Origin of the sequence: Polynucleobacter sp. AP-Nickl1-40-C4 (assembly GCF_035012665.1) — a bacterium.
Lineage (GTDB): Bacteria > Pseudomonadota > Gammaproteobacteria > Burkholderiales > Burkholderiaceae > Polynucleobacter.
In genome coordinates, this window is record NZ_JAYGQR010000001.1 from 158919 (window position 1) to 181102 (window position 22184).

Annotated in this window: 23 protein-coding genes; 5 read left to right on the forward strand and 18 right to left on the reverse strand. The window is 46.4% G+C overall.

The window, feature by feature from the left end; all coding sequences use genetic code 11:
* Positions 1-73: 73 nt before the first annotated feature.
* A complete protein-coding gene (locus VC182_RS00735; RefSeq protein ID WP_323484196.1) occupies positions 74-1243 on the forward strand; it encodes an acyl-CoA dehydrogenase family protein in 1170 nt (389 codons plus the stop codon).
* A 12-nt stretch (positions 1244-1255) separates the two neighbouring features.
* Complete coding sequence (locus tag VC182_RS00740) at positions 1256-2440, forward strand: CaiB/BaiF CoA-transferase family protein (RefSeq protein WP_323484197.1); 1185 nt, start codon at positions 1256-1258, stop codon at positions 2438-2440.
* Here the strand turns inward: VC182_RS00740 and cls are convergent.
* Genes cls through VC182_RS00755 form a run of 3 tightly spaced genes read right to left on the reverse strand, consistent with a single transcriptional unit; the run spans position 2437 to position 4864 of the window.
* Positions 2437-3915: a cardiolipin synthase gene (cls, locus tag VC182_RS00745; RefSeq protein ID WP_072582981.1), complete on the reverse strand. Its 1479-nt coding sequence runs from the start codon at positions 3913-3915 to the stop codon at positions 2437-2439. The genes VC182_RS00740 and cls overlap by 4 nt on opposite strands.
* Positions 3912-4664, reverse strand: coding sequence for an endonuclease/exonuclease/phosphatase family protein (locus VC182_RS00750; protein WP_072583182.1), 753 nt, complete (start codon positions 4662-4664; stop codon positions 3912-3914). The genes cls and VC182_RS00750 overlap by 4 nt, the downstream gene beginning before the upstream one ends.
* Positions 4664-4864 carry a (2Fe-2S)-binding protein gene (locus VC182_RS00755; protein WP_072582982.1) on the reverse strand — a complete coding sequence of 67 codons (201 nt, stop codon included), beginning with the start codon at positions 4862-4864 and terminating at the stop codon, positions 4664-4666. The genes VC182_RS00750 and VC182_RS00755 overlap by 1 nt, the downstream gene beginning before the upstream one ends.
* Positions 4865-4930: 66 nt before the next feature.
* Between VC182_RS00755 and VC182_RS00760 the strand changes: the two genes are divergently transcribed.
* Positions 4931-5626, forward strand: a complete 696-nt coding sequence (locus tag VC182_RS00760) for an ABC transporter permease (protein ID WP_072582983.1) — start codon at positions 4931-4933, stop codon at positions 5624-5626.
* A complete protein-coding gene (locus VC182_RS00765) occupies positions 5619-6326 on the forward strand; it encodes an ATP-binding cassette domain-containing protein (RefSeq protein ID WP_216121833.1) in 708 nt (235 codons plus the stop codon). Before VC182_RS00760 ends, VC182_RS00765 begins: the two co-directional genes overlap by 8 nt.
* Here VC182_RS00765 and VC182_RS00770 read toward each other — a convergent pair whose 3' ends face one another.
* The 14 genes from VC182_RS00770 to VC182_RS00835 form a co-directional block, all read right to left on the reverse strand.
* A complete protein-coding gene (locus tag VC182_RS00770; RefSeq protein ID WP_072582985.1) occupies positions 6327-6596 on the reverse strand; it encodes a hypothetical protein in 270 nt (89 codons plus the stop codon).
* A gap of 10 nt (positions 6597-6606) precedes the next feature.
* On the reverse strand, positions 6607-7662 hold the full coding sequence (locus VC182_RS00775; RefSeq protein ID WP_072582986.1) for a formate dehydrogenase subunit gamma: 1056 nt from the start codon (positions 7660-7662) through the stop codon (positions 6607-6609).
* A 47-nt stretch (positions 7663-7709) separates the two neighbouring features.
* Positions 7710-7946: a hypothetical protein gene (locus tag VC182_RS00780; RefSeq protein WP_323484198.1), complete on the reverse strand. Its 237-nt coding sequence runs from the start codon at positions 7944-7946 to the stop codon at positions 7710-7712.
* Entirely contained in the window at positions 7946-8602 is a 657-nt protein-coding gene (gene fdh3B / locus VC182_RS00785) for a formate dehydrogenase FDH3 subunit beta (RefSeq protein WP_072582988.1), read from the reverse strand. The genes VC182_RS00780 and fdh3B overlap by 1 nt, the downstream gene beginning before the upstream one ends.
* Positions 8603-8629: 27 nt before the next feature.
* Positions 8630-11608: a formate dehydrogenase subunit alpha gene (locus tag VC182_RS00790; protein WP_072582989.1), complete on the reverse strand. Its 2979-nt coding sequence runs from the start codon at positions 11606-11608 to the stop codon at positions 8630-8632.
* Positions 11609-11663: 55 nt separating this feature from the next.
* Positions 11664-11885 carry a hypothetical protein gene (locus tag VC182_RS00795; protein ID WP_072582990.1) on the reverse strand — a complete coding sequence of 74 codons (222 nt, stop codon included), beginning with the start codon at positions 11883-11885 and terminating at the stop codon, positions 11664-11666.
* A gap of 115 nt (positions 11886-12000) precedes the next feature.
* A complete protein-coding gene (locus tag VC182_RS00800) occupies positions 12001-12651 on the reverse strand; it encodes a TorD/DmsD family molecular chaperone (RefSeq protein ID WP_216157200.1) in 651 nt (216 codons plus the stop codon).
* Positions 12648-14738, reverse strand: coding sequence for a 4Fe-4S binding protein (locus tag VC182_RS00805; RefSeq protein ID WP_323484199.1), 2091 nt, complete (start codon positions 14736-14738; stop codon positions 12648-12650). Before VC182_RS00805 ends, VC182_RS00800 begins: the two co-directional genes overlap by 4 nt.
* Before the next feature lie 11 nt (positions 14739-14749).
* On the reverse strand, positions 14750-15316 hold the full coding sequence (locus VC182_RS00810; protein WP_323484200.1) for a DUF3306 domain-containing protein: 567 nt from the start codon (positions 15314-15316) through the stop codon (positions 14750-14752).
* Positions 15316-15831, reverse strand: a complete 516-nt coding sequence (locus VC182_RS00815) for a DUF3305 domain-containing protein (protein ID WP_237767748.1) — start codon at positions 15829-15831, stop codon at positions 15316-15318. The genes VC182_RS00810 and VC182_RS00815 overlap by 1 nt, the downstream gene beginning before the upstream one ends.
* A 32-nt stretch (positions 15832-15863) precedes the next feature.
* Positions 15864-16952, reverse strand: a complete 1089-nt coding sequence (apbC, locus tag VC182_RS00820; protein ID WP_072582995.1) for an iron-sulfur cluster carrier protein ApbC — start codon at positions 16950-16952, stop codon at positions 15864-15866.
* 130 nt (positions 16953-17082) lie between these two features.
* Complete coding sequence (locus VC182_RS00825) at positions 17083-18024, reverse strand: inorganic phosphate transporter (RefSeq protein WP_370623997.1); 942 nt, start codon at positions 18022-18024, stop codon at positions 17083-17085.
* 80 nt (positions 18025-18104) lie between these two features.
* Positions 18105-18752 carry a DUF47 domain-containing protein gene (locus VC182_RS00830; protein ID WP_072582997.1) on the reverse strand — a complete coding sequence of 216 codons (648 nt, stop codon included), beginning with the start codon at positions 18750-18752 and terminating at the stop codon, positions 18105-18107.
* Positions 18753-18818: 66 nt separating this feature from the next.
* The gene (locus VC182_RS00835) at positions 18819-19013 is read right to left on the reverse strand and encodes a heavy-metal-associated domain-containing protein (protein ID WP_323484201.1); all 195 of its coding nucleotides are present in this window, start codon (positions 19011-19013) and stop codon (positions 18819-18821) included.
* 51 nt (positions 19014-19064) lie between these two features.
* On the opposite strand from VC182_RS00835, the gene VC182_RS00840 reads away from it, so the two are divergent.
* Complete coding sequence (locus VC182_RS00840) at positions 19065-21332, forward strand: heavy metal translocating P-type ATPase (RefSeq protein ID WP_323484202.1); 2268 nt, start codon at positions 19065-19067, stop codon at positions 21330-21332.
* A gap of 50 nt (positions 21333-21382) precedes the next feature.
* Here VC182_RS00840 and VC182_RS00845 read toward each other — a convergent pair whose 3' ends face one another.
* The gene (locus tag VC182_RS00845) at positions 21383-22180 is read right to left on the reverse strand and encodes a DUF3047 domain-containing protein (protein WP_323484203.1); all 798 of its coding nucleotides are present in this window, start codon (positions 22178-22180) and stop codon (positions 21383-21385) included.
* Positions 22181-22184 lie beyond the last annotated feature (4 nt).

The window sequence follows — 22184 nt, forward strand, 5'->3', positions numbered from 1 at the left end:
GGAATTTCAAATCTTGCTTAAACTAATGCTTGAAACGGTAAATACACCATAAAGCCTATAAATTGAGACTTTCATGAATCACCCTATTCCCAAGCCAGACCAATATCAAGAAATCCGTGAAGCATTGCGTGATCTCTGCGGCTCTTTTGATTCCGCCTATTGGCAAAAGATTGATCACGAACGAGGTTATCCACAGGCTTTTGTGGATGCGATGACTAAGGCTGGCTGGCTGGCTGCCTTAATTCCAGAAGAATATGCTGGCTCTGGTTTAGGCTTAGCGGAAGCCTCCGTAATCATGGAAGAGATTAATTTTTCTGGGGGTAACTCAGGTTCATGTCACGGACAGATGTACAACATGGGCACCCTACTTCGCCATGGCTCAGATGCTCAGAAAAAAATGTATCTTCCCAAAATTGCTTCGGGTGAATTACGTCTTCAAAGCATGGCAGTCACAGAGCCCACCACAGGAACAGATACCACCAAACTAAAAACAACTGCCGTTAAAAAAGGTGACAAGTACGTAGTGAATGGTCAAAAGGTATGGATCTCCAGAATTCAGCACTCTGACTTAATGATTTTGCTGGCGCGCACTACTCCACTTAGTGAAGTACAACGCAAGTCAGAAGGCATGTCGATCTTTATCGTTAATCTCGCTGACGCCATTGGCAAAGGCATGGAAGTGCGACCCATCGCTAATATGGTGAACCACGAAACTAACGAAGTGTTCTTCGATAACCTAGAAATCCCTGCAGAGAATCTCATTGGCACCGAAGGTCAAGGATTTAAATATATTTTGGATGGCTTGAATGCCGAGCGAGTCTTGATCGCTGCTGAATGTATTGGTGACGCCTACTGGTTTATTGATCGCGCCCGCCGCTATGCTAATGACCGAGTCGTTTTTGATCGCCCAATTGGTAAAAACCAAGGGATTCAATTTCCGATTGCGGATAGCTATATTGAAACCGAAGCCGCAAATCTCATGCGCTTTAAAGCATGCGAGTTATTTGACAATCACCAACCCTGTGGTCCAGAGGCTAATATGGCCAAATACCTAGCGGCCAAAGCATCTTGGGAAGCAGCAAACGTCTGCTTACAAACCCATGGTGGCTTCGGCTTTGCCAATGAATACGATGTTGAGCGTAAATTTAGAGAAACTCGCCTCTATCAAGTGGCACCTATTTCAACGAATTTAATTTATTCCTATATTGCCGAACATGTTCTTGGTCTTCCAAGATCTTTCTAAGAAGACATTAATATGAGCATTCGTCCATTGGATGGCATTACCGTTGTTTCTCTAGAGCATGCTATAGCAGCACCTTTCTGCACACGCCAATTAGCAGACTTAGGGGCAAGAGTCATTAAGATTGAGAGGCCTGGTGGAGGTGACTTTGCTAGAGGGTATGACACGCAGGTAGATGGGCTATGCTCTCACTTCGTTTGGGTCAATCGCTCTAAGGAAAGTTTGACGCTAGATCTTAAGCAGCCATCAGCAATTGCAGCGCTTAAGACATTACTAAAGACGGCAGATGTCTTAGTACAAAACCTTGCCCCAGGTGCTGCTGCACGTATGGGACTCACAGCCGAGATTTTGCAGAAAGACAATCCAAAACTCATTCTGTGTGATATCTCGGGCTACGGCAATAACGGCCCCTATCGAGATAAAAAAGCTTACGACTTACTTATTCAGAGTGAGGCCGGATTCTTATCGGTCACGGGTACACCTGAAACCCCTAGCAAAGCGGGAAACTCGATTGCTGATATTGCAGCCGGCATGTATGCCTATACCAATATCTTGGCGGCCCTCTTGCAAAGAGGAAAAACAGGTAAAGGATCTGTCATCGATATCTCTATGCTCGAGTCGCTCACTGAATGGATGAGTTTTCCTCTGTACTACGCCTACAAAGGCGCAGAGCCGCCACCACGCAATGGCGCCTCCCATGCCACCATCTATCCATATGGCCCCTTTAAGGCTGGTGATGGTAAGACGGTCATGCTGGGCTTACAGAATGAACGTGAGTGGGTGCAATTTTGCGAAACCGTCTTAGAAAACCCTGCGCTTGCCCAAGATGAACGCTTTGATCGTAACTTTAAGCGCAATGAAAAGCGCACTGAGCTTTTAGAAATTATTGACGCTTGCTTTAGCAAGCTTACTTCCGAGCAATTAATTACAAGACTAGAAAAGGCACAGATTGCAAATGCCCACCTCAATGATATGGAGGGTCTTTGGAAGCATGAGCAGCTTAAAGCGCGTAATCGCTGGACTGAGGTAGATACCCCCAACGGTGCGATTGCAGCCCTACTGCCCCCCGGCTTAAATAGTAGCTATGACTATCGTATGGATCCCATCCCAGCGGTTGGAGATCATACCGACTCCATCCTTAAAGAATTAGGGCTGGACGAGACTGATATTGCCAGCATGAGGGCAAGTGGCGCGATTTAAAGCAGCGGCGAAGTAAGATGCGCTGCATTTTCAAGATAGCGATGCCAGCGCGGGCGCTTCGCCCAGGCCTTAGGATCAACGTAATCTGATTGCGCTAAGTAGGACTGAATCAGCCTTTCTAGATTGGCGCAGAAGTCATCGTCATACACAATCAAGCTAATTTCAAAGTTGAGTCGCAAACTACGTTGATCAAAATTCACTGAACCAAAGATTGCAATCCGTTTATCGATCAGCAAACTCTTGGTATGTAAGAGCCCCCCATGGAACTCTGCGATTTTGACGCCTGCATTCATTAAATCGCCATAGAAACTTCTACTGCTCCAGGCAACCAATTTGGAATCATTCAATTTGGGAACGATCAGCGTAACGTTTACTCCACGGGCCGCAGCCGCCATCAATGCCTGAAGTAAACCATCATCTGGGCCAAAGTATGGCGTAGTAATGGTTAACTCCTGTCTAGCATCCATAATGGCCGACAAGAGTACTTGATAAAGAATATCGTCTCGGTATACCGGGCCAGATGAAAACTCCTGAGCTAAAACACCACCTTCATGTGGCGATACTGGTGGCTCACGATCATTGAAGTGGGTAATTTTAGGGTTATCAATACTCCAGTCTAAGGAAAACGTAAGTTCAAACTGAGATGCAACTGGGCCCTCGATGCGCACCATGGCATCAACCCACTCTCCCACTCCAGAGTCCTGCTTAAAAGTACGAGGGTCAACCATATTCATGCTGCCAGTCCACACCACAGAACCGTCCACCACAAATATTTTTCGATGCAAGCGTAAATCTGCACGGCGGAACTGGAAACGGCCAATCTGAATCGGCAATGCCTCAGTGACCTGAATGCCAGCCGTTTTAAAACGTTTGGGCCAAGCAGACTTAAACCAATCTTTACTTCCGAGCGAGTCTAACAAAACGCGGCATGCAACCCCACGCTTGGCTGCGGTTATCAAGGCTTCACAAACCCGATCGGCATCACCGCCCAATGCCCAGATATAAAACTCCAGATGGAGACTTTTCTTTGCTGAGTTAATTTCATCAATAAAATTTTGTAGAATTTTTAAAGATTCCGTGTGCAATTTAATCTTATTGCCAGCAACCACGGGTGAACCGTTCTTAGATTCAGCAAGCAGACTCAAGGCCTTTCCTTCCAGGGGTAATTCCTCTCTATCGCCAATAAATTGCTTCCTCATTAGCTCAGTGGTTTCCTGGTATTCACGATTCATGCGAATAATTTTTCGAGTCAAGGCTCTTCCAACCGGGCGCTCACCAATCAAAATATACAAACCTATTCCCAGCAGCGGGAACGTCATCACAATAAATATCCATGCAAAAGCTACGCCAACAGGCCTTCTTACAGAAATAATAAGGAGAATAAAATACGTTACCAATAAGAAATGGATTAATAAAATCAATCTCAAATTAAAAGGAGATTGTGTATTAATAAAAATGCCTAATAAATCATTCATTCAAGTTCCAATTCAGCAGTAATACCTAGGTGATCTGATAACGTTAACCATTCATGCAAAATTTCTGCTGAATGTACTTTTATTCCTCGAACATAAATTCTATCCATTGCAAGCAACGGCTTCACACTAGGAAATGTTTTTGCCGGGGAGCCGGTCAGTAATTCAAACACCTCATCGAAGCCAGCAGCCTTCATGGGGGCGCTTACCCGATTGCGCCAATCATTGAAGTCTCCCGCCACGATCGTAGGTCCATTTTGGGTGAGATCCTGAATATGTCCAATGATGGCCTCCAGCTGTCGCTCTCTACCTCCTTCGAAAAGCGCCAAATGTACACAGAAACAATGAATGGGTTGATCCATACCATCCAAAGTAGTAACGCTATGTAGAAGACCGCGACTCTCAAAGCGGTATGCTGAAATATCGTAGTTATTTCCTTTTTGCTGAGGGTGCTTGGAGAGGATGGCATTGCCATGATGTCCATCGAGATACTCAACATTTTTTCCATAATGCCAATCGCGCCAAAATCCCTCCGAAAGGAAGTGAGTCAACTCTGCTAAAGGCCATTGAGTAAAACGACGCACCCTACCACGATGCTCCTGTTGCAACTCCTGCAAGAAAAGCAGGTCTGGATGGTGACTGCGCATTTTTTCACGCAGCTGGTAAATCGTGGAATGTCTATGCAAAGGAGATAACCCTTTATGGACATTCATACTTAATACTGTGAAACGAGCAGTTTTAATGGCACTCATCAAAACTGACCTGCAGCACGTTGGCGTCGAGCGCGCGCTAAGTAAATTTCACCTTCGACCAACTCTTGACACTGCATGCATTTATTGCAAATAGATGCCTGCTCCCGTAACTCGTCAATCGAGTCTATCGGGTGAGCATCTAAATATTCGCGTAAATCCACGTCGAGAACCTCATTACAGAGGCAAACCACTTCAGCCATAGGTCAAAAATAGGGAAATCAATCTCATTACAGTCATTTTGCCATTGCCTTGATAGAATCAAGCGCATGTTAAAAGCTTTTCAAGACGCCCTCTCCTTGCTCGCCCACTTAGATGGCGGCGTAATGGGGATAGTCTGGGTTTCTCTACAAGTCAGCCTTACAGCCCTTCTGGTTGGAACGCTTTTGGGCCTTCCGATTGGCGCCCTTCTGGCTACCGAACGTTTTGCAGGCAAAAGGACCATCATTGTTACCCTGAACACCCTCATGGGTGTGCCTACAGTCATAGTTGGGGTGCTGGTATACCTCCTGCTGTCACGTACAGGGCCCCTTGGCATGTGGGGCTGGCTATTTACAGTGAAGGGGATGATTGTGGCTCAAACATTGCTCACAACCCCGTTAATTGCCGCCCTTAGTCGCCAGATACTGGAGGACTCTTGGAAAATACATCGCGATTCCTTTCTGAGCCTCAAATTGCCACCCCTCCCCCGCTTTAAATGGCTGATATGGGATTCCCGCTTCTCGCTGACTATTGCCGTGCTTGCCGGTCTAGCTAGAGCCATATCCGAGGTTGGAGCAGTCATGATTGTTGGTGGCAATATTGATCATTCCACCAGAACGATGACAACTGCGATAGCGCTAGAGACCAGCAAAGGCGATCTACCTTTAGCCCTCGCCCTTGGCATAGTCTTGCTCACCATTGTTCTTATGGCCAATTTATTTACCTTTGCAGTTCGCCAAATTGCGGAGCACCGCTATGGTTAATGCAATGGAAACTTTTGAAAAGTTCATTGAGCTCAAAGACATCATTGTCAAAAGTAATGGCAGAACTATTCTAAGCATCCCGCACGCCCTTATTCCAGCAGACAGAATTACTGCCTGTATTGGCCCCAATGGCGCTGGCAAAACTACTCTTCTTAAGCTTCTAGATGGACTCGTTAAGCCAGATAGCGGAACAGTGAGTTACTCGTTTAAAACAAAAACGGCTTTGGTTTTACATCACACGCCGATGATCAAAGCCTCAGCTAAAACCAATATTGCAATGGTTTGTGACGCGGATGGATCCATTGAAAATGCTGATGTAGACCGCGTAATTGAGCAAGTAGGTTTAAACGAGCTAGCTAACAGCCCAGCGCATAAATTATCTGCAGGCGAAAGACAAAAGGTTTGTCTTGGAAGAGCCATTCTTCAAAAACCCAATTTGGTTTTACTAGATGAGCCTACCGCCAATCTCGACCCCAAGACTACCGAACAGGTTGAAGAACTGATTCGTCAATTTGACCGTCAGGGAGTAGATGTGATTTTTTCATCTCACCAGCTTGCCCAGGTACAAAGACTAGCTGAGCATATTATTTTTATTGATCAAGGTGAGATAAAAGAAAGGGGACCCGTAGGCCCCTTCTTTAATAATCCCCAAACACCAGCAGCTAAGCGCTACTTACAACAAGAGTTGATCGCCGATTAATTACTTGGCAGCGGGTGCCGATGCAACAGGAGGTACAAACGGCGGAGGGGCAACACAGGCAGTCGGCGCAGGAGTTCCAGAGACTCTAAAACGATCAGCAACTCTATTCATGGATTGACACAATTGGTACGCACCCACCTTATCGCCATAAGCGGCTTTAGCTTTAGCCAAATTAGCAGCCTCTTGTGCCTCTGGGCTCAATGGTGGCAACGTCGCCATTACCGAGGAGGCAGCAAATACGCAAAACGTAAGAGCAATGATTCTTTTCATGGCCTTATCCTTATTTATTCAGTTTGTCATACCAGAGCTCATGGTGCTCTTTAGCCCAAGTAGCATCTACATAGCCGGTCTTCATGCCATCGATTGAGCCTTGCATACCAATAGTACCGATATAAATGTGGCCCATCGCCATAGTAGTCATCAAGATTGCAGCACTACTATGAATGATGTTGGCGATTTGCATCGTGCCACGCAGGTACTCTATCTGCATAAACGGCACAATCATGTCGAGCACAAATCCTGAGGCAGAAATTACTAAGCCTAAGAAAGTCATACCAAACCAGAACCAAAATTTCTCACCCATATTGAAGAAGCCAGCAGGCACATGCTTGCCGCTAAACATTCCACCGAAAGTTAACAACCAATTGAGATCGCCTTTTTCTGGAATATTCTTGCCGGCAAAGAGCAAAAAGAAAATCACAATGCTAAGAGTAAATAATGGGCCGGAAAAATTATGAATATTCTTGCAAACAAACAAGAAGGATCCATATGCGACACCGCCCATCAATGGCATTGCAAAATATTTGCCATACAAAATCATCAAACCAGTAAACGCTAAGGCCAGGAAGCTAAAAGCCATCACCCAGTGAGTGATACGGTCAAATGCGCTAAAACGCTTCACTTTAATGCCCGACAATGGCTCATGCAGTTTGATTGAGCCTTTGAGGGTGTAGACAGCAATAATTCCAAAGAAAGCAATCGCCAATAACCAGCCTCCATAAACGGTAATGATGCCGTTACGAATCACGCGCCATTCTTGACCGGCACGCTGAATCAAAACACCTGCTTGCTTATCAGGAATGCTGACGTAATTTTGTGGATCGCTGTTTGGCGCCATGAAAATGGATGGATTTGCTGGCTGAGCCTGCGCTTGAGTGCCATTGGCCAAAGCGTTTGGATTTGCCGGCACAGATGCAGGAGGCACGTCTACTCCACTAGGGGAAGGCAAAGGCGCCATCGGTGCACGCTCAGCCAAGCTCATACCACTCGCAAGAGTCAGTGACAAACCTGCAGCCACTACCAAAGTGCGTAGAACTTTAGAAAATGATCGTTTCATACACATATCCTTAAACGTTTTCGTTTTATTTATTGTTATTGAGTTGATCACTTAACGCGACTGTATTCGTTTTGACCTTGATTGCGCTTGTCAATTGACTCGGTCCAACTAGCCAGATTGCCTGGCGTCCAATTCTTAGTCATAAATCCATCATTAGCGCCCATATAAGGAGCTACATCTGGACGCTTAGCAGCTTTAGCAGCAATTTCTGGAGGCTCAGAGCAAGCCCCCAACAAAGCTGCTGCTGCAAAACACAGACCGAGAGTTTTGAAATTTACTTTCATTATTGAGCTCCTGGAATTTTTGCAGCAGGCGTTGGTGTAGGTGCTGGCGCATCCGGTCCACCGTAAGCAGTATTCCAACCAAAGGCTTTGGATCCTGGGTACTTGCCATTCTTCTCACGGGTAGCAACGCGATTATTAAAGATGCCACTAATGACATCACTATCGCCGCCAATCAATGCCTTGGTAGAGCACATTTCAGCGCAAAGCGGTAACTTGCCTTCTGCCAAACGATTGCGGCCATACTTTTCAAACTCTGCAACGCTGCCGTTTTCTTCTGGGCCGCCACTACAGAATGTGCACTTATCCATTTTGCTGCGGGAGCCGAAGGCACCCTTGCTGAGGAACTGTGGTGCGCCAAATGGACAGGCAAAAGAGCAGTAACCGCAACCGATACAGATATCTTTATCGTGCAGCACAACACCCTCATCCGTGCGGTAGAAACAATCTACTGGGCATACGGCCATACAAGGAGCATCGCTACAGTGCATGCAAGCAACTGAAACTGATTTTTCTTGACCAATGATGCCGTCATTCACCGTTACAACGCGACGACGATTAACACCCCAAGGTACTTCGTTTTCATTCTTACAGGCTGTGACACAACCGTTGCACTCAATGCATCGCTCCGTGTCGCAAATAAATTTCATTCTTGCCATTGTGTTCTCCTGACCTTATTTTTTGACTTAGGCAAATTTCTCGATTTGACACATTGTGGTTTTCGTTTCTTGCATCATCGTCACCATGTCATAACCATAAGTAGTTGCAGTATTAACCGCTTCACCCTGAACTATCGGCGCAGCACCCTCTGGGTAGTACTTGCGAATATTTTCGCCCTGCCACCAGCCAGCAAAGTGGAATGGTACAAACGCGGTTCCTTGGTCAACACGCTCAGTCACTAATGCGCGTACTTTGATCTTGGCACCTGTTGGTGATTTCACCCAAACATAATCCCAGTTCTCAATGCCACGATCTGCTGCAGCCTTAGGATTAATCTCCACAAAGTTTTCTTGTTGGAGTTCTGCTAACCATGGGTTGGAACGAGTCTCATCACCACCACCCTCGTACTCAACCAAACGACCTGAAGTCAGAATGATTGGGAACTTCTCATATAACTTCTGATTCAAGTTTTGATCTTGAACAGTTTTATAGAGGGTTGGCAAGCGCCAGAAGTTTTTCTTATCGGCAGCTGTTGGGTACTTACGCATCATTGGAGCGTTTGTACTGTAGAGCGCTTCACGGTGAATTGGAACTGGGTCTGGGAAGTTCCAAACCACCGCACGCGCCTTGGCGTTACCAAACGGATGACAGCCATTCTTCATTACCACGCGCTGAATACCACCAGATAAGTCAGTCTTCCAGTTTTTACCTTCAGCGAGTTTTTTCTCGTCTTCAGTTAACTGATCCCACCAACCTAATTTCTTCATAAACACGTGATCAAACTCTGGGTAGCCGGTAGTAATTGCAGCACCCTTAGAGTGGGATCCATCGGCAGCAAGCAAGCTGACGCCATCACGCTCAACACCGAAGTTAGCGCGGAAGTTCCCACCGCCCTCCATCACGCTCTTACTTGTGTCATACAGATTTGGTGAGCCAGGATGCTTAATAGCTGCTGTACCGTAGCAAGGCCAAGGCAAGCCATAGTAGTCGCCAGTAGTGTCATAGCCAGTCACTGGATCAACAGCACCACGAGACTTCAAGGTCTTCGGATCAAAGGTTGCCACCATTCTCATGTGAGCCTTGAGGCGCTCAGGAGTTTGACCTGTGTATCCAATGGTCCAGCAAGAGCGATTAATCTCGCGCAGGATGTCTTCAATTTGCGGCTCTTTCCATTGCTTACCGGCAAATTTGGAACTAAGCATTTTGTAATTCTTAGACAACTCTTCTCCGAAGCCTAAGCGATCAGCAAAAGCCTGCATGATCACGTGGTCAGGAACAGATTCAAACAATGGATCAATTACTTTCTCACGCCACTGTAATGAACGATTGGAAGCTGTCGCTGAACCGCAAGTTTCAAACTGCGTTGCTGCAGGCAATAAGTACACATTGCGATTCTTATTAACCGCTTGTCCTTCTGCAGCAGGCATTGCTGCCATTGCAGCAGTAGCACTTGGATATGGATCAACCACTACCAAGAGATCCAACTTATCCATCGCACGCTTCATGTCGAGGCCACGCGTTTGTGAGTTAGGTGCATGACCCCAGAAGAACAAGCCTTTTACGTTAGTCTGCTGGTCGATCATGTCATTCTTCTCGAGAACAGCATCAACCCAACGAGACACAGTAGTGCCGGATTTCTCCATCATGTCAGGCGCATAACGACCTTTAATCCACTCATAGTCAACACCCCAAACTGTTGAGAAGTGCTTCCATGAGCCAGCAGCCAAACCATAGTAACCCGGCAATGAATCTGGGTTAGGGCCAACGTCAGTTGCACCCTGAACGTTATCGTGACCGCGGAAAATATTAGTACCACCACCAGACTTACCTATGTTACCTAAAGCCAATTGCAAAATACAAGAGGCGCGCACAATCGCATTACCGATAGTGTGCTGGGTTTGACCCATACACCAAACAACGGTACTAGGACGATTCATTGCCATAGTTTTAGCAGCTTGGTAAACCTGAGCCTCAGGCACACCACAAGCCTCCTCAACTGCAGCAGGCGCCCACTTCTCCATCACTTCTTTACGAATCTCTTCCATGCCATAAACACGGTCGTTGATGTACTTCTTATCTTCCCAGCCATTTTTAAAGATGTGATACAGCATACCGAATAAGAAAGGAATATCAGTACCAGAACGAATGCGGATGTACTGGTCTGACTTAGCAGCAGTACGGGTGTAACGTGGATCTACAACGATCACTTTGCAACCGTTTTCTTTTGCGTGCAATAACATCAACATCGAAACTGGGTGCGCTTCAGCCGCATTTGAACCAATGTACAAAGCAGCCTTGGCATTCATCATGTCGTTGTAGCTATTGGTCATCGCACCATAGCCCCAGGTGTTTGCAACACCCGCTACTGTTGTGGAGTGACAAATACGAGCTTGATGATCTGTATTGTTTGTGCCAAAGAAAGAGACCCACTTACGGAGTAAGTAGGACTGTTCATTATTGTGTTTGGAGGAGCCGATGAAGAACATTGCATCCGGAGAATATTTCTGGCGAATATCCTTCATCTGAGCGGTAATTTCAGTTAAGGCTTGATCCCAAGAAATGCGTTGGTACTTTCCATCAACCAACTTCATTGGGTAACGCAAACGGTAATCACCATGTCCGTGCTCACGCAAGGCAGCGCCTTTAGCACAGTGAGCACCCATATTAATTGGGGAATCAAATACTGGGTTTTGACGGACCCATACGCCATTCTCAACGGTGGCATCTACTGCGCAGCCCACAGAACAGTGGGTACAAATAGATCTCTTAACCTCAATCTTTCCCTTGCCATCTAGCATTGCCTTGCTTTGCTCAGCAGATGCTTTTTGAACAAAACTTAATTGACTAGCAGCGATACCAGCGCCAACCCCTACGCCCGACCGCTTGAGGAATGTGCGGCGATCCATCGTTGGAACAGCAGCTTTTAAGCCGCGTGACAGACTACCGATCAGGCGCGATGTGGAACGACTGCTTTGTGGGGTATTGGATTTACGAGTCAGACTCATATGATGTCCCTGAGAAAGTTTTTATATTTATTTAGAAACAGTGAAACGAAGATTGTTAAATCAGAGTGGATTCGTAGTACTTGCGCATGTGAGCAGTCATCGTTTGACCAACATCTTGCACCGCTTTAGCGCCAGTAATTTCTTGGATAACTGCTTTGCCAACTGGAGTTTGGCTCACTACAGCGACAGCTCCAACTGCAGCGCTTGCACCAATAAAGAACTTACGGCGCGACGGCTTGTTTTCTTCGCTTAAAGCAACCTTGGATTTAGTGGTCATTGCATGCTCCTATCGGATTATTCTTGATTTGCATCAAGTGTAATAGGAAATCGCATTTTTGACATATTGGTGTAACTATTAGTTATTAAGGCAATATTTATATTGCGATGCAACATCAAATCATGTCAAAGCCTTGCCCTTCGATTGCTAGAAACTCCCTAGTTAGGGCTGCGATTGGGTGATACAGATGCATCTCCGGTATGCCTTCTATAGCATCGCAAAATTCGTCATACCAGGGACGAATATGCTCATTGAAAAAACCCCTTTGATTTGTAAGGTTTGAGATCTCCACGTCATCCCCAGCGATGAGATAACGCATGACCTCACTGAGGGCTGAGATGTGGTCTTCAGTTTCAGTCACCTCTTCTGCGGCCTCAAGCCCAAAACCCTCTAAAGCCTTGCGAATATTCACTAAGGGCTTTTCATTTAGATGGCCTGCCATGTAAAAGGAGCCATTCAAAATGACATTCGGCTTACCAACACTGATGAAATTCAAATCAAACTCATCATGCCAAGCTTTAGCGGGATTATTTTTAGCGACCTCCACTACGTCCATCCAAACCTTAGCCAAGGGCGCCTCATCGGCAGCATCTTGTTGATCGGCGGTAGCGGCAATTTGATCTAAAAGCTCTTGATCGGGCGGCATCTGAAAAAAGCGGGCGATCAAGCCATATAAATCGGCCCTAGCCAAATCCTCAGGCAAGCCTACATCGCCTACTTCGGCGGATAGATTCTCTTTTGCTGCTTCTTTCGCAATTTCGCTCATGTTTCTTTTTTCACCATATCTACCACTCGACAATCACTACACATCTTCAATCGATCCATTGCAGCTCCAGCAAAAGCACCATGCGCTCCAAGCTTGCTGAGCATCAAATCAACCATCTTAAGTGTTCCAAAAGGCTTGCCGCAGCTGATGCAATGGAATGCCTGGGTTTCATTCAAGGTAGTCCGTTGCTTGCGTTGCTCAACGGTTTGCAAACGAGGCATAAGGGTTAAGGCCTTCTCGGGACAGGTTTGCACGCAGATGCCGCACTGAACACACTGCTTCTCAATAAAAGAAAGAATGGGTTCATCGGGATTATCTAAAAGCGCGCCTTCAGGGCAGCCACTCACACAAGACATGCACAAGGTGCAAGCATCTTTATTCATTGTCAGGCCCCCTAACAAGGAAGACTTTGGAAGTGCAGCGCCCATCTCTGGCAACGGAGTCTTCGCATGTTTTTGCAAATGCTCTAAGACTGCCTCAAGCGTTTCGCGTTTCTGATTCGATAAACCAATACTTGCAGGAGTGCAGATCGGACTGAGTGCTCCTCGCTGACGTAATACGCCCATTGCTTTAGACACCGTCGCCATATCTTCAGCAGAACTAGCCAAGATCAGATGAATGCGATCGTCAAAGCCATACGCATTCAGAATGCTATTTGCTAAAACTACCTGCTCTTCAAGTACTGCACAATAGGCAGGATCCTCGTCTCCACTTAACAACAAAGTCACTTCCGCAAAACCATACGTCAGTGCGCCCAGCCATAAGTCCAAACCAGTAGAGGCAATATGCTCAATGCCATAAGGAATCACAAATGCAGGGAGGCCTTCGTATTGCTTTGGCATAACATGCGCTGATCTGCCCAAGCCATCAATCATTTGCGTACCCGCTTTTAGGGTATGTAAAAGCAAGCTGGGGGCCATCGCTTGATTAATCTTTTTAGCTTCGGCGGTAAAGACGCTCGCTACCGTTTTGAGTTCTTTGCCCTGATGAGCAACGCTTGGGTAGTTGTAACGCATTGCCCCGGAAGGGCATGCAGTTGCACAAGCTCCGCAACCCATACAAAGATTTGGATTGACCTCTACAGAACCTTGGCCATTTTTAAAGATTGAACCAATAGCGCCTGTTGAACAAACATCAATACAAGCGCTGCAACCTACTTTGCCATTACGGCCATGAGCACAAATTTTTTCGTTATAGGCAAAATATTTAGGCTTTTCAAACTCCCCCACCATCTCGGAGAGTTGATTAACTGCCAGCGCCTGCTCAAGGGGATCAACACCGGGAGCGAAGTAACCCTGGGGCGTTTGACTCATACGCATTTTGGGGTCTACACGTAGGTCCAAAATTAAATCGAATTCTGAATTACGTTCACGCTCTTTGCGATCAAAAGAAATGGCGCCAATGCTGGCACATGCAGTAACGCAGTCACGATGGGATTTACATTTACCTAAATCAATCTGGAAGGAAAGATCAATGGCACTTTCAGGACACGCTTCAACACAGGCCCCACAGCGAGTACACATCTCTGGGTCAATCGGATTTTGCAAATCCCAATTTACTGAAAAGTTGCCTAGATAACCATCCAACTTGGTTACTGCGCCAGTAAAGATTGGGTAGCTACGGGTCAGCGGCAAGTCACCGGGCTGCGTACATAAGACAGAAACATCTAATGATGGGCTTAATTTTTCAGCCCAAGGAATGGCTTGTGACCCAGCGCCGATAATTAATAATCGTCCCTGGCTTTCATAATTCACAACAGGAACAGGTTCAGCCTCAGGCATGTCAGCTAAAGCTAACAACGCAGCAATTTTAGGTCCGGATGTTTTAGCCTCTTGAGTCCAACCAGCTACTTCACGTATATTGACAAAACGCAGTGGCGCAACTAATGGCTTTTCAGCTTGGTCAGCGAGCTCACTAAAAAGTGCACCCTCTTGTGTACACGCTATCACCAGAGAATCAGAACCATCTAGCGCTTTTAAAAAAGAGCCGACCTCCTGCCTGCACAAGGATTGATGAATCGGAACCCCGATAGCTTTTGCATCCAAAGGCATGGTGCCATTACAGTTGCAGACTAATTTTTGACTCATGCGCTATCTTCTTAGGTTTTTTTCTGTTCAGACTCTATTGATGCCTTATTGGGTACTTCTTCCAACTGATCTGTAGGTTTTTGTTGTGTGGATGTTAAATCAGTTTGCTGTTCGGCTGCCAATGTGCGGCCCTCAAGACGCGGGTCAGGTGCTAGGTTTACGCTTTGCTGGGATTCTGGACCAAGCTCTTCGCTCGATTTGCGGAAAAGGTTGAGCATATCGCTCTGCACCATTCTCTCCAGCATTCCAGGTGGCAGTGGATCCGGCTTACTGTAGTCATCAATATAAATATCTAATCCATCCATGATGTTGAAATGGGGATCGGTAAACATTTTCTTTAGAGCAGCCTGCTGAACAGCGGGATCTACATCCGGCTTCATAAAAGCAGAAAAGTCTGGATCGAAACGATCGATCTTGACTACATCCTCTAGGGTAGCTGGCGGAGGTGCAGCCTCTTGAGCGCCCTCAACGAGTTGAGCCTGATCAGCCTCTTTAGGAACCTCTACTTTTTTTTCTGGCGAGACATCTTCTTTACCCGCTTTACGCTTAGACCAACGTCCCAGAAATCCATCAGCCATTATTCCTCCATAGGGCGTTGCGCGCCCTTGAATGAAGCTGGCTTATGGCGTTTTTTGGGTTCCGGCCGATAGTTGTCATTGACATACTCTTGCAACCACGATGCATGCTGCTCACTCAGCGGTATCGTATCAACCGACTCACCACCATCGAGTAAGCGAGCGGCTTCGTTATAACTGACACAAATGCGATGGGGTACTGCAAAGGAATCTTCAGATTTTGCCAAGGAAAGCGATTGCTCGTCGATATAACGCTCAATATCTTCTTCCAAGCGCCACATGACAAACCATGCGGGCGTAGTAGCAGAAACATTGAGATAGTAGCCCTCAGCCTCATCCGGAAAGAGATCAAGTTCATAGCCTGTGAATAGCCAGGATTCACCATCAGCATCGCGCCCAAGAAACTGACCCACAATGGATTTACTTTGTTGACTATTAAATTGCCCAAAATCAGGCAATACTTCCTGAGGCACCCAGCGGAACGAGACCCATGGGTTATCAATATTCTGTTTACGCATTAGCACTGCAAAGCGCATAAATGTTCAGAGCCTCAGGTGTTTTGAACCACAATGTTCGGAAATTTACTGCTCATGTCTTTAGATAGAGTAGCAACACGAATGGCTACCTGTCTAGCAATACCTTTATAGATAGCACTAATAGCGCCATCTGGATCAGCCACTACTGTTGGGCGCCCAGCATCAGCCTGCTCACGAATCGAAAGATTCAAGGGCAAGGAGCCCAAGAAATCTACAGCGTACTCTTTACACATTTTTTCACCGCCGCCAGTACCGAATACGTGCTCTTCGTGTCCACATTGAGTGCAAACGTAAGTGCTCATATTTTCAATAATGCCAATGATGGGTACACCCACCTTCTCAAACATCTTGAGGCCTTTACGAGCATCTAGCAAAGCAATATCTTGAGGCGTGGTAACAATGACTGATCCTGTAACGGGAACCTTTTGCGCCAAAGTCAATTGAATATCTCCCGTACCAGGCGGCATATCTACGATCAGGTAGTCAAGATCACGCCAACGGGTTTGGCGAAGCAACTGCTCAAGGGCTGAAGTCACCATCGGTCCACGCCACACCATGGGTGCATCGTCATCAATCAAGAAACCGATCGAACTTGCCTGCAAACCATAGGCTTCCATTGGCTCAATCGTATTTTCTTCAATAGAGTCTGGCCTACCGGTAATACCCAACATCATTGGCTGACTTGGGCCATAAATATCCGCATCCAAAATACCGACCTGCGCACCCTCCGCAGCAAGAGCTAGGGCGAGATTCACGGCTGTTGTGGACTTCCCTACTCCACCCTTACCGCTAGCCACTGCAATAATATTTTTTACGCCGGGCAATAACTTCACTCCACGCTGCACTGCATGCGCAACGATTTGACTAGAGATATTGACGCTCACATTTTTGACGCCTGATAATTCACGCAAGGCATTGATTACCGATTTACGAATCGAGTCGAACTGGCTTTTAGCGGGATATCCCAGCACAATATCTAAAGAAATATCGCCGCCCTCTACGCGGAGATTTTTAATATTCCTTGCCGTAACAAAATCAATTTTCGTATTGGGATCAACTAAGTTTTTTAGCGCTGCTTGTATCAACTCTGGTGTAACCGACACTACATTCTCCTAATATGGATAAATCTAGAATGGACTTCTAGGTTTTTTAGTATTTTCTTAATTAGCGCTAGCTTACTCGTAGCCGCCAATATTTGCTGAAAGCGCCCTTGAGCACCTTCCGTCTATCGCATTAGAAAATCAGCAAACTCAGGTAATAGACTGCCATCGACATCAAAGCCGTGGCTGGGATGGTGAAGATCCAGGCCCAAACGATGTTTCCAGCGACACCCCAGCGGACCGCGCTGGCTCTCTGAGTTGAACCAACGCCGACAATAGCCCCAGTAATTGTGTGGGTAGTCGAAACAGGAACACCCAAGGCTGTTGCCGCAAACAAAGTAATGGCGCCACCAGTTTCAGCACAGAAGCCTCCTACTGGTTTGAGTTTTGTCAGCTTTTGACCCATGGTTTTAACAATCCGCCAACCACCAAACATTGTGCCCATCGCAATAGCGATATAGCAGCAAACAATTGTCCATATTGGCGGCATACTTGCGCTGGCATCTGTATAGCCAGTAATGATGAGTAACAGCCAAATAATGCCAATCGTTTTTTGTGAGTCATTACCGCCGTGTCCAAGGCTATATGCGCCAGCAGAAACCAATTGCAGACGGCGGAACCAGCGATCGGTTTTAGAGAGTGTGACATTTCGGCAAACCCATGACACCAGCAACATCATCAAGGAGCCTAAAAGAAATCCAACCAATGGGGAGATGAAGATAAAAGCAACGGTTTTGATAATACCTGCCCAAACTAAGCCGGCAAGTCCCGCCTTAGGCAGCGCCGCTCCTAGCAACCCACCAATCAAAGCATGAGAAGAGCTTGATGGAATGCCATAGAACCAAGTCACCAAGTTCCAGATGATGGCGCCAACCAATGCGCCAAAGATCACGTGGAGATCCACCGCGGCAGGAAGCACAATTCCCTTGCCCACAGTAGCAGCAACACTTAAATGGAAAATGAATATTGCAAGAAAGTTAAAGAAGGCAGCGAACACCACTGCCTGTTGCGGCTTTAAAACGCCAGTAGAAACCACCGTCGCAATAGAGTTAGCAGCATCATGAAAGCCGTTCATGAAATCAAATGCAAGAGCTAGCACTACTAATAGCGCTACAACCCAAAAGGCTACTTCTGTCGCTGGCAACTTAATTCGCCTTAAGAGTTTTCAAGAACAATGCCTTCAACCAAGTTGGCAACGTCTTCACATTTATCGGTAACTTCCTCGAGCAACTCATAAATACGCTGGCACTTAATCAGCTCACGCACCTCGATGTCTTCACGGAACAACCTAGTAATAGCAGTAGATAGTAGGCGATCAGCCCCAGACTCCAGGTGATCAATTTCATCACAAGTCTTTAACGCTGCTTTAGCTACTTCTGGATCAGAAATGTCTTTTAATGTAGCAACAGCATTCTTCATGCTGATGCAGCACTGATTGCAAAGCTCCGCCATTTGCAACATCTCTGGCGTCATTTGCTTCACGTCATACAAGTGCATTGCTTCAGTGCCGTTTTGCAATAAATCAGCTACGTCATCCATCGTATTGATGAGTGAAAAAATTTGGTCGCGGTCTATAGGTGTGATGAAGGTCTTATGCAAACGACGATGCACCTCTTTCACAACATCATCACAAGCATGCTCAGCTTTATCTACCTCTTGGGTGTACTTAGCGCGCAAGGTTTCATCACTGTAATACTCAACGAACTTCAAAAAAGATTCGGAGGCGGAAACGATATTGCTAGCGTGCTCATTAAATAGCTCGAAGAAATTACCATCGTGAGGCATTAACTTACTGAAGAACATAAATCACGATCCTTTAGGAACAAAAACTACGGGTTTTGTTATGTTTGCCGACATTCTAAACAATTACTATTGAATGACTGGAAAGCCGGCATCTGTGATGAGCTGACTCGCCTGCGCAGCAGATAGAGTAGTTTCAAGAGTGACGGTCTGACCTGCCAAATCCGCCTGAACTTTAGCCTGAGGGTCCTGAGCCTGCACTGCCCGAGTGACGGCATTAATGCAGCCCCCACAGATCATTCCGGAAACTTTTAAACTCAACATATAGGGCCTTTTGCTGTGAAAATAGCTTGTATAGAGTAGATTATCTTCTACATGGATCCCCAAAAAGACACTAATTCAGAGCTATTTACTCTAGATATCGGCGGGATGACCTGCGCCTCTTGTGTTGGCAGGGTTGAAAAGGCTCTAGACAAGATTCCCGGCCTGGAAGCGGCCAGCGTGAATTTGGCAACTGAACAAGCCAAAATTCGCGTAAACGCTGATTCCGGGGTCAAAATCGATGACATCATCGCTTTAGTACAAAAAACAGGTTATTCAGCCAAAATCAGTGCGCCCCACGGCATTCCTGAGTTAGCCCCCTCTAAATTGTTCTGGGGGACTGATGGTCTGGGTCGCGTCATTCTAGGCTTTAGCCTTTCAGCTCCACTCTTTCTACCCATGTTCCTCATGCCTTTTGGCATTCATTGGTCACTGTCACCGACATGGCAACTATTACTTGCAACTCCAGTGCAATTCTTTTTAGGATGGCGCTTTTATAAAGCAGGCTTCAAATCTCTGATGTCGGGTGTTGGCAATATGGATTTATTAGTCGCGCTCGGCACAAGTGCAGCCTACGGATTAAGTGTGTATCAAATGATTGCATCACCCCATGCAAGTCATGGACTCTATTTTGAAGGATCGGCTGTCATTATATGCATGGTCATGCTTGGTAAATGGCTGGAAGCAAGAGCCAAGCAACAAACTAGTGAAGCAATACGCGCATTACAAAAGCTATGGCCGGAGCATGCCAAAGTCATCGATCGTAATATTGTTATCAGCGAGAACTCTGCATTAGACCAATTTCGCGATCTTCCTTTAGATCAAGTCTTTCCAAAAGACCGAGTTTTAGTGTTGCCCGGTGAACGTATTCCGGTAGATGGAATCATCTTGCTTGGCAATAGCCATATTGATGAATCCCTCCTCACGGGAGAAAGCGACCCCGTCAAAAAGCATCTTGGTGAAAAGGTCATTGGCGGCTCACTCAATGGGGAAGGCCTGTTAGTGATCGAGGCCCAGGCGGTAGGCGTTGAGAGCGTTCTCTCAAAAATTATTTCTTTAGTAGAGGATGCGCAAACCCAAAAAGCACCTATACAAAAATTAGTCGATCAAGTAAGTGCAATTTTTGTTCCTAGCGTGATTGGGATTGCAATCATTACTGGATTAGCGAACTGGTTTTATTTGGACTCTGCATCTGTCGCCATATTGCGCGCAGTCTCAGTTCTCGTTATTGCATGTCCATGTGCCCTGGGTCTTGCAACACCTGCAGCCATCATGGCAGGGACTGGCGTGGCAGCACGTTTTGGAATCCTCATCAAAGATCCACAGGTATTAGAGTTAGCGCATCGCTTAAACATAGTGGCCTTCGATAAAACAGGCACCCTCACTATTGGCAAACCAAGACTGCTAGAGATTATTCCTTTTGGTGATTCATATGCGGTTGATGACATTCTCGCGAGTGCAGCAGGTTTACAGCTTGGTAGTGAGCACCCTCTTGCAAAAGCACTGTTAGATGCCGCTAAACAAAGGGGCTTAAATCCCATCACGCCAACAGACAGCAAAGCCCTGCCCGGCATTGGTATCAGCGGCAGGCCAAGCGCTGGCGTTTTTCTGGGCCTTAGTCTGAACCTACAAAGCATTGCATCGTTAGAAGGCAATCCACACTACTCCGCAATACTTGCAAAGGCACAAGCCTGTTTTGATGCCGGTCAAACCATCTCCGTATTAATGAATCAAGAAAATCCTTCCTCACCCATTGCGATCATTGCCTTTGGAGATGAACTCAAAGATAACGCTCAAGAGGCGGTTACTTCACTACATAAGTTGCATATTCGCGCAGTAATGCTTTCTGGTGACAATCTAGCTGCAGCCAATCGTGTTGCCAAAACGATTGGCATTCAAGAAGTGTTTGCAAAAATTATGCCAAGCAATAAAGTAGAAATTATTCGCCAACTCCAATCGAAAGATGGTGAACGTCAATTTGTTGCAATGGTAGGAGATGGCGTGAATGATGCCCCTGCTTTGGCAACTGCAGATGTGGGTATGGCAATGTCTACGGGCACTGATGTGGCCATGCAAGCTGCCGGGATTACCTTAATGCGAGGTGATCCCACTCTGGTTGCGAATGCTATCGATATCTCCAGGCGGACCTGGAAAAAGATTCAGCAAAATTTATTCTGGGCTTTTATCTTTAATGCTACCGGGATTCCATTGGCAGCGCTCGGTTATCTGTCACCCATGCTAGCTGGTAGTGCCATGGCCTTATCGAGCTTCTGTGTTCTTAGCAACGCCTTACTACTCAAGCGCTGGCGTCCTGCGCATTAACAAATAAGAAGCATTGCTTACTTGCATATTGTCACTTATTTGGAAGTAATTTATTTTTGATTCTTGCGAATAAGTTCAATATCACCATAATACGCACGCGCTTCTGATTTGGTATTGTCTGTATCGGTGAGTAAGGCGATACCAATGACCTGACCAGGGCTCTCACCGTAGGCACGCTTATAGTCGGCCGCTAAATCACGCTGATGCTTATGCCACTGATCCAAACCATCCCAACCAGAATCCACCACAATCATTTTGATGCGAGAGGTATGCGCATTTGGAATGATGGCATCCACAGGGGACTTTCCGGACCAGATGTACATCAGTGTGGCATACGGCATTTCTTGGCCACTAATCAGATTGGCCATTTCAAAAGTCATTTTTTCTTTTAAGGGTAACTTTGACTTATTGCCATCGAATGCAACCAAGATACGTAGCGGAGCATCATCTGCGTAAGCATCCGCATTATCAGCATTCGCAATTGGGTTGATGGCTTTCCATTCCCACTGCAGCCATAAATTATTTGCCTTACGGGGGCGTAACTTCACAGCCAATCCGGAGGCAGATGTTTTGGAATTTGCGCTCAAGACTGTTCTGCCTTGATAGTTTTCCAGGCGATATACCGTATTCTTTTTAAAGGGTGCTATGCGGTAAAAGTTCCAACCATTGGGCATGCCAGCACGCGCAGTTTCAGCAGAGAATTTGGGTAGCTCTTCTTGCGCCGGCAATTGATCCACATTAAATGCCTGTCCTGCCTCGTTTTGCACAGATTCTCCGCCCAGCCCAGCACAGCCAGTCAAAAATACGACTGCACCAAGGATTAAAAGTGAAAGGACTTGCTTGAGCATGTCT